The sequence below is a fragment of the Streptomyces sp. NPDC013157 genome (assembly GCF_042899865.1).
In the GTDB taxonomy this organism is placed as follows: Bacteria; Actinomycetota; Actinomycetes; order Streptomycetales; family Streptomycetaceae; genus Streptomyces.
Map to the genome: position 1 here is coordinate 269,159 of NZ_JBIBAK010000006.1, position 12,233 is coordinate 281,391.

The following is a 12,233-nucleotide window of genomic DNA, read 5'->3' on the forward strand; positions in this document are numbered from 1 at the left end:
GCATCGCGCGAGCCGTGGACGTCACCGGCGGTCGCTCGAACCGATCGACGCCGGACCAGGCGCGGCGCCCGGGAGCCTGACGGGAGAAACGCCCGCATGCTCGAACCGACCGAGCCCACCGAGGGCTCCGAACTGAACACCCCCAGCGACACCCTGCCGCCGCGCAGGCGTCGCCGTGCCGCGTCCCGCCCCGCGGGACCGCCCGCCGGGACCGAGGCCGTGGCCGAGACCACCGTGCAGGCCGTACCGGCCGCCGAGACCTTCGAGTCCGCCGCCGAAGCGCCGGAAGAGGTCACGGAAGAGGTCGCCGAGGCCCCTGAGCCGGTGGAGGCCGCAGAGGCCGCAGAAACCGTCGAGGAGGCCGCGCCCGCTCCGCGGACGCGTCGCCGTGCGTCCCGCCGGGTGTCCGCACCCGCCGGCGCCCCCGCCGAGGCAGCCGAGGCCGCGGAGACCGTCGTCCCCGCCGCCGCTCCTGCTGCCGCCGGTGCCGTGAGCGAGCTCGCCGAGAGCACCGCCGCGGTCGAGTCCGCCGCTGACGGCGGCGAGGAGGCCACGCCCGCTCCGCGGACCCGTCGCCGTGCGACCCGCCGGGTCTCCGCGCCCACCGCGTCCCCGGCCGCCGTCGAGGCCCCTGAGCCGGCCGAGGCCGCCGACACCGTAGAAGCCGCAGAGGCCGCAGAGGCCGCAGAAACCGTCGAGGAGGCCGCGCCCGCTCCGCGGACGCGTCGCCGTGCGACCCGCCGGGTGTCCGCGCCCGCCGGTACCCCGGAGACTGCCGAGGCCGGCGAAGAGGCCAAGACCCCGGCCGTACCGGCCGAGGCCGGTACCGAGACCGCCGCGTCCGCCGAGGCCATCGAGGAGCCCGAAGCCGTTGAGGCCGTCGAGGCTCCCGAGGAGACCCCGGCCGTTCCCCGGACCCGTCGCCGCGCCACCCGCCGGGTGTCCGCGCCCGCCGGTGCGCCCGAGGCCGCTGCCGCCGAGACGGCCGCCGCCGAGGAGCCGCAGGCCGTGGTCGCCGAGACCCCGGCCGCCGAGCCCGTCGAGACCGAGGCGCCCCGCCGCAGGCGGCGCGTCGTGCGGCAGGCCGCCACCGGGTTCTCCGAGCCGGCCGCCCGGGCCGGCGCCGAGGAGGAGCCGCAGCGCCGCCCGGCCCGGCCCGCCGTCGCCGTCTTCCAGGCGCCCGTGTTCACCGAGCCGAAGTTCCAGACCCCGGAGCGCGCCGCCGCGGAGGCCGCCGCCTCGGCCGCGGGCGCCGGGGAACCGGAGGAGCTCCCGGCAGCCACCGCTGCCCCCGTCTCCGCCGCCCCCTCTGCTTCCACCGCTTCCGCCGCTGCCACGGCCTTCGCCGCCGAGCAGGCCGAGCAGGCCGAGGCCGGTTCGCGCCGCCGACGCCGCCGCCGGGGCGCCGTGGAGGAGGCCCCGGTCGCCGAGACCACCGCCGAGGACGAGACCGACGAGCCGGAGGAGTCCGTCGAGGACATCGCCGACGGCGAGGACGAGGCCGAGGAGTCCGGCTCCCGCCGGCGCCGCCGTCGTGGTGGCCGACGCCGCCGCCGCGGTGACGCCGCCGACGGCGAGGGCGGCGACGACGGCACCGACGAGCTTGCCGCCGAGCAGGCCGAGCAGGACGCCGAGGACACCGCCGAGCAAGAGGAAGAGGACGACGAGGAGGCCCACGACGAGGCCGGCCTGTCCTCCTCCAGCAGCCGCCGTCGCCGGCGCCGCCGCAGGCGTGCCGGGGACACCCCCGACAACGAGCCCGGCGAGAACGACCCGGAGCGCACGGTCGTCAAGGTCCGCGAGCCCCGCAAGCCCTCCGAGCCGTCCGACGAGGTCCAGTCCATCAAGGGCTCGACCCGCCTGGAGGCCAAGAAGCAGCGCCGCCGCGAGGGCCGCGAGCAGGGCCGCCGACGCGTCCCGATCATCACCGAGGCCGAGTTCCTCGCCCGCCGCGAGGCCGTCGAGCGCGTGATGGTCGTACGCCAGCACGGCGACCGCACCCAGATCGGCGTCCTGGAGGACGGCGTGCTCGTCGAGCACTACGTCAACAAGGAGCAGTCGACCTCGTACGTCGGCAACGTCTACCTGGGCAAGGTCCAGAACGTGCTGCCGTCGATGGAGGCCGCCTTCATCGACATCGGCAAGGGCCGCAACGCCGTCCTGTACGCCGGCGAGGTCAACTTCGAGGCGCTGGGCATGGCCAACGGCCCGCGCCGTATCGAGTCCGCCCTGAAGTCCGGCCAGTCCGTGCTCGTCCAGGTGACGAAGGACCCGATCGGCCACAAGGGCGCCCGCCTCACCAGCCAGGTCTCCCTCCCCGGCCGTTACCTCGTGTACGTCCCCGAGGGCTCGATGACCGGCATCAGCCGCAAGCTGCCCGACACCGAGCGCGCACGGCTGAAGACCATCCTCAAGAAGATCGTCCCCGAGGACGCGGGCGTCATCGTGCGCACCGCCGCCGAGGGCGCCAGCGAGGACGAACTGCGCCGCGACGTCGAACGGCTCCAGGCGCAGTGGGAGGACATCCAGAAGAAGTCGAAGAACGGCAACGCCCCGACGCTGCTGTACGGCGAGCCGGACATGACCGTCCGGGTCGTCCGCGACATCTTCAACGAGGACTTCTCCAAGGTCGTCGTCAGCGGTGACGAGGCCTGGGAGACCGTCCACGGCTACGTCTCCCACGTCGCGCCCGACCTCGCGGAACGCCTGTCGAAGTGGACCTCCGAGGTCGACGTCTTCGCCACGTACCGGATCGACGAGCAGCTGTCCAAGGCCCTGGACCGCAAGGTCTGGCTGCCCAGCGGCGGTTCGCTGGTCATCGACCGGACCGAGGCGATGGTCGTCGTCGACGTCAACACCGGCAAGTTCACCGGCCAGGGCGGCAACCTCGAAGAGACGGTGACCCGCAACAACCTGGAGGCGGCCGAGGAGATCGTCCGCCAGCTCCGGCTGCGCGACCTCGGCGGCATCATCGTCATCGACTTCATCGACATGGTCCTGGAGTCCAACCGGGACCTGGTGCTGCGGCGCCTGCTCGAATGCCTCGGGCGGGACCGTACGAAGCACCAGGTGGCCGAGGTGACCTCGCTGGGGCTCGTCCAGATGACCCGCAAGCGCGTCGGACAGGGCCTCCTGGAGTCCTTCTCCGAGACCTGCGTGCACTGCAACGGCCGTGGCGTCATCGTCCACATGGAGCAGCCCAGCTCCAGCGGCGGCGGTGGCGGCGGCAAGCGCAGGAAGCGCGGGCGCGGCGGCGACGGACACGAGCACGACCACGACGTGCACGAGACCCACGAGGTCGTGTCCGACGGGGCCGTCGAGCACGCCGAGGCCGTCCACGCGGTCGAGACCGCGGCGGAGGTCGCGGCCGAGGCCGCCGAGCCCGTCGCGCTGCCCGCACCCGACTTCGCGCCGGACGAGGAGCTGTACAGCAGCGTCGCCGAGGCGGAGGCCGCGGCCGGCCGCGGCCGTACCCGCCGCCGCGCGAGCCGCAGGACCTCGGCTCCGGCCGGCGCGCCCAAGGGGCGTACGGCACGCACCGAGACCGCCGCCGAGGCACCGACCGCGCAGGACGTACCGTCCGCCGCCGAGGCGGAGCGTCCGGTGCTGCCCGAGCCGGCCGCCGCGGCACACGCCGAGCCGGTCGCCGTCGAGGACCCGGTGGTCGAGGCCGCCGAGGAGGCCGCGCCCAAGGGCCGTACGCGTCGGCGTGCCACCCGGAAGGTGTCGGCGCCCGCCGGTTCCCCGGCCGGTGCCGAGGCGACCGTGGTGACGGTCGTCGCCGAGAGCGCTCCGGTGGCGGAGACCGTCGCGGAAGCGGTGGCGGAGACGGTCGCCGAGACGGCGCCCGAAGCGGTCGCTGGGCCCGAGGCGGCCGCGGCCGCCGAGAGCGCCGCTCCGGCCCGCCCGCGCCGCCGCGCGGTGCGCAAGGCCACCGCGCCGACCGCGTCCGAGGAGGCGGCCGTCGTGGTCGTACCGTCGGCGGAGACGCCGGCGGGCGAGGAGGCCCCCCCCGAGGCCGCTGAGGCTGCTGAGGAGGGCGTCGAGGAGGCCGTTCCGGCCAAGAAGACGGCCCGCAAGACGGCCGCCAAGAAGACCGCGGCGAAGAAGACGGCGGCCAAGAAGACCACTGCCAAGAAGACCGCGGCGAAGAAGACGACGGCCAAGAAGGCGGCCAAGACCGCCAAGACGGCCGCCGCCAAGTCGACGGCGAAGAAGACCACCACGGTCACCACCGCCTCCGACGAGGACTGACGGCCCTCGGCCTGCACATGTGCGAACGGCTCCCGGCCCCACGGCCGGGAGCCGTTCGCATGTCCGGGCAACGACCTGGACGCCCGCCACACAGCGTGACCGACCGGACGACAACGGTTGCCGGGACGCCGGCCCGTTCACAGGGAACGCTCGGTAAATTGACGGGAAAGGTTACGCGCATGCCAGTCATACGAGTAACTTCGCCGGGAACCCGAACAGCGGAATTACGACGAAAGGCCGCTTGAGTGAACCGTCATGAACTGCTGCGTGGACTGCACCGTGTCTACCACCCGCGCAACTATCTGGAGATCGGTGTCAATGACGGTCGCAGCCTGGCGCTCTCGCGTGTGGCGTCCGTGGCGATCGACCCGGCCTTCAAGGTGGTGACGTCGATCAGCTGCGACGTCCACCTGGTCCAGTCGACCAGTGACGACTTCTTCGCCCGCAAGGACCCGCTGGTGCACCTGCGGCGCGGCCGCAACCCCTTCCGCGCCCTCGCCCGTCGCGACCCGCTCGGGGTGCTCGGAGGCGATCCCACGCTGGAACTGTCCTTCATCGACGGCATGCATCTCTTCGAGTACGCGCTGCGCGACTTCATGAACGTCGAACGCCACTCACGCTGGTCGAGCGTGATCGTCCTCGACGACATGCTGCCCCGCGACGTGGACGAGGCGGCGCGCGACCGGCACACCAAGTACTGGACCGGCGACGTCTACAAACTGGTGACGGTCCTGCGCAAGTACCGCCCCGACCTGGTGGTCCTCGAGATCGACACCGCACCGACCGGCGTCGCCGTGGTCTTCGGGGCCGATCCGCAGAACACGGTCCTCAAGGACGCCTACGACGACATCCTCAAGGAGTACGTCACCCCGGATCCGCAGGCGGTCCCCGACGAGGTGCTGGTGCGCAAGCACGCCGCGCGGCCGGAGGCGCTGCTGGCGGCGGACTTCTGGCCCGCCCTGATCCGGGCCCGGAACCTGCGCCGTCCGCGCGCCGGCTTCGAACGGCTGCGGGGGCAGATCGCGGCGCTGGGCGGCTGAGCGGCAGAGCGAAAAGGACGAGGGGCCTCGCGGATCTTCCGCGAGGCCCCTCGTCATACCGGTCTCAGGCGCGCAACTCCGCCAGGTAGGCCTGGCACGCCTCGTAGGACGGCAGCAGGCCCGCGGCTTCCGCCTCGGCCAGGGACGGCGCCGCGGCGTCCTTCTCGGACAGCACCGGGGCCAGCCCCGACGGCCACTCGATGCCCAGCTCGGGGTCGAGCGGGTGGATGCCGTGCTCGCGCTGCGGGGCGTACCCCTCGGAGCACAGGTACACCACGGTGGCGTCGTCGGTCAGCGCCATGAAGGCGTGCCCGAGCCCCTCGGAGAGGTAGACCGAGTGGTGGTCCACGTCGTCCAGCCGTACGGCTTCCCACTGCTTGTACGTGGGTGAGCCCGTACGGATGTCGACGATGACGTCCAGCACGGCGCCACGCACGCACTTGACGTACTTGGCCTGGCTGGGCGGCACGTCGGCGAAGTGGATGCCGCGCAGGGTGCCGCGGCTGGAGACCGAACAGTTGGCCTGCGCCAGATTCAGCCGATGGCCCGTGGCCTCGGCGAAGTCCGGTCCCTTGAACCACTCGTGGAAGCTCCCGCGGGCGTCCGGAAAGACCTTCGGTTCATGGATCCAGGCGCCGGCGATGCCGAGCTCCCGCATGTCGATCACATCCTTGTCGTGGTGCGTGTCCGTGGTGGGTCCGGCGGATCAGCCGGTCAGCCTCGCCGCCAGGCCGCGCAGCTTCTTGCGGGCCGGGGCGGGCAGCCTGCGCACGACCGGACCGCCGACGGCGCGCAGTCGCCGCCGCAGGGCCGCCTTGCGGCGCTTGGCCAGCGTCGCGCGGACGAGCTGGGGATCCACCACGGGCAGGCCGTCGTCGAGCCGCAGCCGCCCGTTGCTCCTGACGGTCACGGTGCACAGCGGCAGGGCCGCGTCCTTCTCGCCGTCCAGCCGGGCCGCCAGGTTCCAGCGGCCCGCGGGAACCGACGCCGCACGCGTGGGAACGGCGATATGGGCGCGGCCGGCCACGTTGCGGATCTCGGCGGACACCACGTGCGTACCGCCGCCGCCCTCGGAACTGAGGACCAGCTCGGTCCTGGCCGGCGCGGTCTTCGGGCGGGTGAACACGTCCAGCCGCAGCTCCGGACGGCTGCCCGGCATCCGCTGCACGGGGCGGTTCTCCAGGTACGGCGCCAGCCTCTTGCTGCGGCGGGCGACGTCCAGGGTGAGGTTGCCGTGCGGGTCGGTGAAGTACGGGATGACCGGGCGGGCGGGGGAGCCGAGCAGCGCGGGGCGCAGATCCGTCTCCACACCGGTGACGCGGTCGGCGCCGAGCCGGGCCTTGCGGACCAGACCGAGGCCCCGGACGCTGATCCAGATGTCCCAGAAACCCTTGGAGACCGGGCCGCGCCCCTTTACGCCCTGGGGACTGACCACACCGCTGCCGCGCAGGACGACCTCGCAGGCGCCGTCGCCGAGGTCCTCGACATGCGAGGTGAACTCGGCCGCGCACGGCCATTCGACGGCCGTCTCGCGGTTGCGCAGCGACATCTCGGCCTTGAACTGGTCCATCTCGTCCGTGACATCGACCAGCTCGCCGGCCTCCAGCACGTCCTGGACCAGCTCGGGGTGCAGATAGAAGCGGCCGTCGCGGCGCAGCAGGCGGACCGGTTCGGCGTCGTCGCCGTGCACCAGCCGGGCGCTGACGGTGACGGCGAGCTTGCCGTCGGACCGCCACTCGGCCGTCTCCAGGCGGGTCGCGCCCTTGACGGAGAGCCCGAAGCGGGCGAACCGCAGCAGGCCCTCGCTGTCGTCCCGGCGCAGCAGCGTCGAGCGGACACGGGTGAGGGCGCCGAGCCCGTCGCGCACGCCCTCGCCCATGAACTCCTCGGCCAGCGGCCGCACGGCCTCCAGCATCTCGCCGAGGTAGGCCTCGTCGTACTTGAGGACGTTGGGCTCGCTGAGCCGGCCGAGCATCTCCACCCGGTAGAAACGGCGCAGGAGCAGGTCGCGGAACTCACCGGGCTCGGTGTTCGCCATGACGACGTCGAGCACCTCACGGAGGTTCCCGTAGTAACCCGACGGGACGATGCGCGTGGAACCCGCGTTCTTGCCGTCGTCGCGCTTCGAGTAGTAGTAGCAGGTGTAGCTGCCGAGGATGGAGACGACCTTGGCGGGGAAGTACGCCTCCATCATGTACAGCTGGTCCTCCAGGCGCCGCTTGCCCTCGGGATAGGCGATCTTGTTCTCGCGCAGGAACTCCGCGCGGAACATCTTGTGCGGCGTGAGACTGTCGTACAGCGGCGCGTCGTGGATGGTGCACTTCTCCCGGTCCGCCTTGAAGACGCCGTGCGGTACGCCCCGGAAGTTGCTGGCCACCTTGCCGATGACGATGTCGGAACCGTTGCGGTGCCCCATCTCGTACAGCCGGCGCAGGGCGTCGGAGGCCAGGTAGTCGTCCTGGTCGACGAACTGGACGTACTCGCCCTTCGCCTCGCCCACGCCGATGTTCCTCGGCTTGCCGGGCCAGCCGGAGTTCGGTATGTGGATCACCCGGAAGTGCGGGTGCTTCTCGGCGAGGGCGTCCAGTTCCGCGGGACTGTCGTCGGTCGAGCCGTCGTCGACGAACAGGACCTCGAACTCGTCCGCGGGAAGAGTCTGCCTCAACAGGGAGTCGATGCAGGGTTGGATGTACTTTCCCGGGTTGTAGACCGGGATGATGACGCTCACCTTGATCGACATCTCTGTTACCTGGCTCCACTTTTAGGATGCTGACGACGACATTAATGATCCGTGTACAGCCGGTGACCAACTGACGCACGAGTGGAGTCACAGGGTAACCGCAGCTGTTTCTCAGGGGCGACCGGGTCGGCGGGAGGATCGGTCGCGGAGATCGGCACAGGCCCGGTTTGACCGCCTCCGCGTGGCCCCGTAGCCTTGACCGTCGGCGTGTCCATGGATATGAGGACGTGCCACATCCCCGTAAACCTCTTCCTCCGGAGCGCACGCTGTTCCGGAGAGGCCGCCCGCGTCCGCCGGGCGGCTGGACTGCGGGGGTGCCGTTCCCGAGCGAGAGAGTGAGATCCGCGTGTACGCCATCGTGCGCAGCGGTGGTCGCCAGCACAAGGTTGCTGTCGGCGACATCGTCGAGGTTGACAAGATTTCCACCGCCAAGGTTGGCGACACGGTCGAGCTCTCGACCCTGCTCGTTGTCGACGGCGACGCTGTGACCAGCGACCCGTGGGTCCTGGCCGGCATCAAGGTCCAGGCCGAGGTCGTGGACCACCACAAGGGCGTCAAGATCGACATCCTTCGCTACAAGAACAAGACCGGCTACCGCCGTCGTCAGGGCCACCGCCAGCAGTACACGGCGATCAAGGTCACTGAGATCCCCGCGGCTGCGAAGTAAGGGACTGAGGAGAGATGGCACACAAGAAGGGCGCATCGTCCACCCGTAACGGTCGTGACTCCAACGCTCAGCGCCTCGGCGTGAAGCGCTTCGGCGGTCAGGTCGTCAACGCGGGCGAGATCCTGGTCCGTCAGCGCGGCACCCACTTCCACCCGGGTGCGGGCGTCGGCCGCGGCGGCGACGACACGCTGTTCGCGCTCCTGCCCGGTGCGGTGGAGTTCGGTACCCACCGTGGCCGCAAGGTCGTGAACATCGTTCCGGTCGCCTGAGCCTGAGTTTCAGAGCCCAGACCGAACGTTTCGCGAGGCGGACCTCACTTCCCGATCGGGAAGGCGGGTCCGCCTTTCGCGTGTTGACATTGGTATTACCCGTACTCCCCCAGCCTTCGGCCGGGGGGACCCCCAGGAGGCACTGCACCATGACCACCTTCGTGGACCGCGTCGAGCTGCACATCGCCGCGGGTAACGGAGGCCACGGCTGCGCCTCCGTGCACCGGGAGAAGTTCAAGCCGCTCGGCGGCCCCGACGGCGGCAACGGCGGCCGTGGCGGCGACGTCACCCTGACCGTCGACCAGTCGGTGACGACACTCCTCGACTACCACCACTCCCCGCACCGCAAGGCCACCAACGGCAAGCCCGGCGAGGGCGGCAACCGGGCCGGCAAGGACGGCCAGGACCTGGTCCTGCCGGTGCCGGACGGCACCGTGGTGCTGGACAAGGCCGGCAATGTCCTCGCCGACCTCGTCGGCCACGGCACCTCCTACGTCGCCGCCCAGGGTGGCCGCGGCGGCCTCGGCAACGCGGCCCTCGCCAGCGCCCGCCGCAAGGCCCCCGGCTTCGCGCTGCTCGGCGAGCCCGGCGACCTCGACGACATCGTCCTAGAGCTCAAGACCGTCGCCGACGTGGCGCTGGTCGGCTACCCGAGCGCCGGCAAGTCCTCGCTGATCTCCGTGCTCTCCGCCGCCAAGCCGAAGATCGCCGACTACCCGTTCACCACTCTGGTCCCCAACCTCGGCGTGGTGACCGCCGGTTCCACCGTCTACACCATCGCCGACGTGCCCGGCCTCATCCCCGGCGCCAGCCAGGGCCGCGGCCTCGGCCTGGAGTTCCTGCGCCACGTCGAGCGGTGCAGCGTCCTCGTCCACGTCCTCGACACCGCGACCCTGGAGTCCGAGCGCGACCCCGTCTCCGACCTCGACGTCATCGAGGAGGAGCTCAAGCAGTACGGCGGCCTCAGCGACCGGCCCCGCATCGTCGTCCTCAACAAGATCGACGTCCCCGACGGCAAGGACCTCGCCGAGATGGTCCGCCCCGACCTGGAGGCCCGCGGCTACCGCGTCTTCGAGGTGTCCGCGGTCGCCCACCTGGGGCTGCGCGAGCTGACGTTCGCACTCGGCGAGCTGGTCGCCAAGGCCCGCGCCGCCAAGCCGAAGGAGGAGGCGACCCGGATCGTCATCCGGCCCAAGGCCGTCGACGACGCCGGCTTCACCGTCACCCAGGAGGAGGACGGCCTCTTCCGGGTGCGCGGCGAGAAACCCGAACGCTGGGTCCGCCAGACCGACTTCAACAACGACGAAGCCGTCGGCTACCTCGCCGACCGCCTCAACCGCCTCGGTGTGGAAGAGCAGTTGATGAAGGCGGGCGCCCGGGCCGGCGACGGCGTCGCCATCGGCCCCGAGGACAACGCCGTCGTCTTCGACTGGGAACCGTCCATGATGTCCGGCGCCGAGATGCTCGGCCGCCGCGGCGAGGACCACCGCTTCGAGGAACAGCGGCCCGCCGTGCAGCGCCGCCGCGACCGGCAGGCGGAACGGGACGAGTCCCTCCGGGAGTACGGCGACTTCGACCCGTTCGAGTAGGACCGCCGGCCTCCCCGCTTGCCGGGGAGCACCGATCCACCGCCGGACCCGTTGCGGCCGGGACCAGTTCCCGGCCGCAACGGGTTTTCCGTTGCCCGCCTGATCGACACCGCCGTCGACCCGCGGGCCGCCGCGAGCACACTCGCCACCCCGCGCGTCGAAACGGACGAGCCGGAAGTACGGGAGGTGAAGCCCGCGAACCGGGCGCGCCGAAGGTCAAGTCTGTGTAACGGGAGCCTGGGACTCATCTGTGTCCCAGGCTTCTCTCAGGTGAACCTAAGGTAAACGTCTTACCTTTCGTTAACCATGGAGACGGACTGCACGAGAGGCGAAGCCCCGGTGAACAACGCCACCACAGGCCCCGCAGGCCCCACCGGTCCCCTTGCCGCCCTGCCCGACGGCACCCGCCTGCTGCACATCGGCCCGCACAAAACCGGCACCACGGCCATCCAGGGCGCCCTGTTCGCCGCGAAGGACAAGCTGCCCGAACACGGTGTGGAGTTCCCGGCGACCACCCGGCACCCGATGGAGGCCGCCCTGGCCGCCTGCGCCCGGCCCGCGATGATGGGCGACACCTTGCCCACCGAGAAGCACTGGGAACGGCTGCTCAAACAGGTCGAGGCCACCGGCACCCGCACCTCGGTGATCAGCAGCGAGTTCTTCGCCGACGCCCCCGACGACGAGACCGTCGCCCGCATCGTCGAGCAACTCGGCGGCGAACGCGTCCACGTCCTCGTCACCCTCCGCCCGCTCGCCAGGATCATGCCCTCCCAGTGGCAGCAGTACGTGCAGAACGGACTGCGCATGGGCTACGAGGACTGGCTGGACCACATGCTCCGCAAGGCCCCCTACGAGAAGCCCAACCCCAGCTTCTGGCGCCGGCACCGGCACGACCGGCTCGTCGAACGCTGGAGCCGCGCGGTCGGCACCGACCGGATCACCGTCGTCGTGGTCGACGACCGGGACCGCGACGGCCTGATGCGCACCTTCGAAGCCCTCCTCGGCCTCCCCGGAAAACTCCTCCAGCCCGTCCCGGACGCGGCGAACCGCTCCCTCACCCTCGCCGAGACCGAAATGCTGCGAAAGCTCAACGTGGAATTCCGCGGCAATGGACTCCCCGACGAGCTGTATTCCAAGCTCGTCCGCAACGGCGCCGTCATGCATATGAAGAACTCGTGCAACCCCACCGCCGCCGACGTGAAGATCTCCACCCCCGCCTGGGCCGTCGAGGCCGCCGGCCGCATCGGCGCCGAGATGGTGGAACGCATCGGCGCCATGGGGGTCCGCGTCGTCGGCGACCCGGCCCTGCTCTACGCCCTGCCCGCCATCCCCGCCCAGCCGGGACCGCCCGCCGCCGAGGCCCGCATCGCCCCCGAGGTCGCCGCCCAGGCGCTCTACGGCGCGCTCGCCGCTGCGGCCGCGGCCCCGGTACGCCACACCGCCGAGGCGAAGTCCCGCACCGTGCACCAGACGTCGTCGAAGGAGCTGGTGCGGGTCCTGGGGCACCGATGTCTTAAGAAGCTGCGACGACGGTGAGGCACCGGGAGACCGTGCGGCGGGGGGGGGGGCGGGGCGCGGGGGCCGCCCCCCCCCCCCCCGCCGCCCCCCCCCCCCCCGGCGCCCCGCCCCCCCCCCCCAACCAAAAACCCCGGGTGTTAAAAACACACAAAAAAA

Annotated in this window: 8 protein-coding genes; 6 read left to right on the plus strand and 2 right to left on the minus strand. The window is 71.6% G+C overall.

Annotated features, from left to right (window positions below):
* Nucleotides 1–96 precede the first annotated feature (96 nt).
* Nucleotides 97–4,254, plus strand: a complete 4,158-nt coding sequence (locus ACFY6U_RS20580; RefSeq protein ID WP_390040109.1) for a ribonuclease E/G — start codon at nt 97–99, stop codon at nt 4,252–4,254.
* A gap of 245 nt (nt 4,255–4,499) precedes the next feature.
* The gene (locus ACFY6U_RS20585) at nt 4,500–5,294 is read left to right on the plus strand and encodes a class I SAM-dependent methyltransferase (RefSeq protein WP_390040111.1); all 795 of its coding nucleotides are present in this window, start codon (nt 4,500–4,502) and stop codon (nt 5,292–5,294) included.
* Nucleotides 5,295–5,358: 64 nt separating this feature from the next.
* Here ACFY6U_RS20585 and rfbC read toward each other — a convergent pair whose 3' ends face one another.
* Both rfbC and ACFY6U_RS20595 read right to left on the minus strand, forming a co-directional pair.
* Nucleotides 5,359–5,952, minus strand: a complete 594-nt coding sequence (gene rfbC, locus ACFY6U_RS20590; RefSeq protein ID WP_351493009.1) for a dTDP-4-dehydrorhamnose 3,5-epimerase — start codon at nt 5,950–5,952, stop codon at nt 5,359–5,361.
* Nucleotides 5,953–6,000: 48 nt separating this feature from the next.
* Nucleotides 6,001–8,034 carry a glycosyltransferase family 2 protein gene (locus ACFY6U_RS20595; protein ID WP_390040113.1) on the minus strand — a complete coding sequence of 678 codons (2,034 nt, stop codon included), beginning with the start codon at nt 8,032–8,034 and terminating at the stop codon, nt 6,001–6,003.
* A gap of 346 nt (nt 8,035–8,380) precedes the next feature.
* Here ACFY6U_RS20595 and rplU point away from each other — a divergent pair, with 346 nt between their 5' ends.
* From rplU to ACFY6U_RS20615, 4 genes are all read left to right on the plus strand, one after another.
* A complete protein-coding gene (gene rplU, locus ACFY6U_RS20600; RefSeq protein ID WP_007381993.1) occupies nt 8,381–8,701 on the plus strand; it encodes a 50S ribosomal protein L21 in 321 nt (106 codons plus the stop codon).
* A gap of 14 nt (nt 8,702–8,715) precedes the next feature.
* Nucleotides 8,716–8,970 (plus strand): 50S ribosomal protein L27, encoded by a 255-nt coding sequence (gene rpmA / locus ACFY6U_RS20605; protein ID WP_030779398.1) that lies wholly within the window; start codon nt 8,716–8,718, stop codon nt 8,968–8,970.
* A 149-nt stretch (nt 8,971–9,119) separates the two neighbouring features.
* On the plus strand, nt 9,120–10,559 hold the full coding sequence (gene obgE / locus ACFY6U_RS20610; RefSeq protein ID WP_390040116.1) for a GTPase ObgE: 1,440 nt from the start codon (nt 9,120–9,122) through the stop codon (nt 10,557–10,559).
* A 306-nt stretch (nt 10,560–10,865) separates the two neighbouring features.
* Nucleotides 10,866–12,095 carry a hypothetical protein gene (locus ACFY6U_RS20615; RefSeq protein ID WP_390040118.1) on the plus strand — a complete coding sequence of 410 codons (1,230 nt, stop codon included), beginning with the start codon at nt 10,866–10,868 and terminating at the stop codon, nt 12,093–12,095.
* Nucleotides 12,096–12,233 lie beyond the last annotated feature (138 nt).

Excerpts from the sequence above, each read along its gene's own strand:
- ACFY6U_RS20580 (WP_390040109.1), top strand. The coding sequence starts at position 97 with ATGCTCGAACCGACCGAGCCCACCGAGGGCTCCGAACTGAACACCCCC.
- rfbC (WP_351493009.1), bottom strand. The coding sequence starts at position 5,952 with ATGCGGGAGCTCGGCATCGCCGGCGCCTGGATCCATGAACCGAAGGTC.
- ACFY6U_RS20595 (WP_390040113.1), bottom strand. The coding sequence starts at position 8,034 with ATGTCGATCAAGGTGAGCGTCATCATCCCGGTCTACAACCCGGGAAAG.
- rpmA (WP_030779398.1), top strand. The coding sequence starts at position 8,716 with ATGGCACACAAGAAGGGCGCATCGTCCACCCGTAACGGTCGTGACTCC.
- obgE (WP_390040116.1), top strand. The coding sequence starts at position 9,120 with ATGACCACCTTCGTGGACCGCGTCGAGCTGCACATCGCCGCGGGTAAC.
- ACFY6U_RS20615 (WP_390040118.1), top strand. The coding sequence starts at position 10,866 with ATGGAGACGGACTGCACGAGAGGCGAAGCCCCGGTGAACAACGCCACC.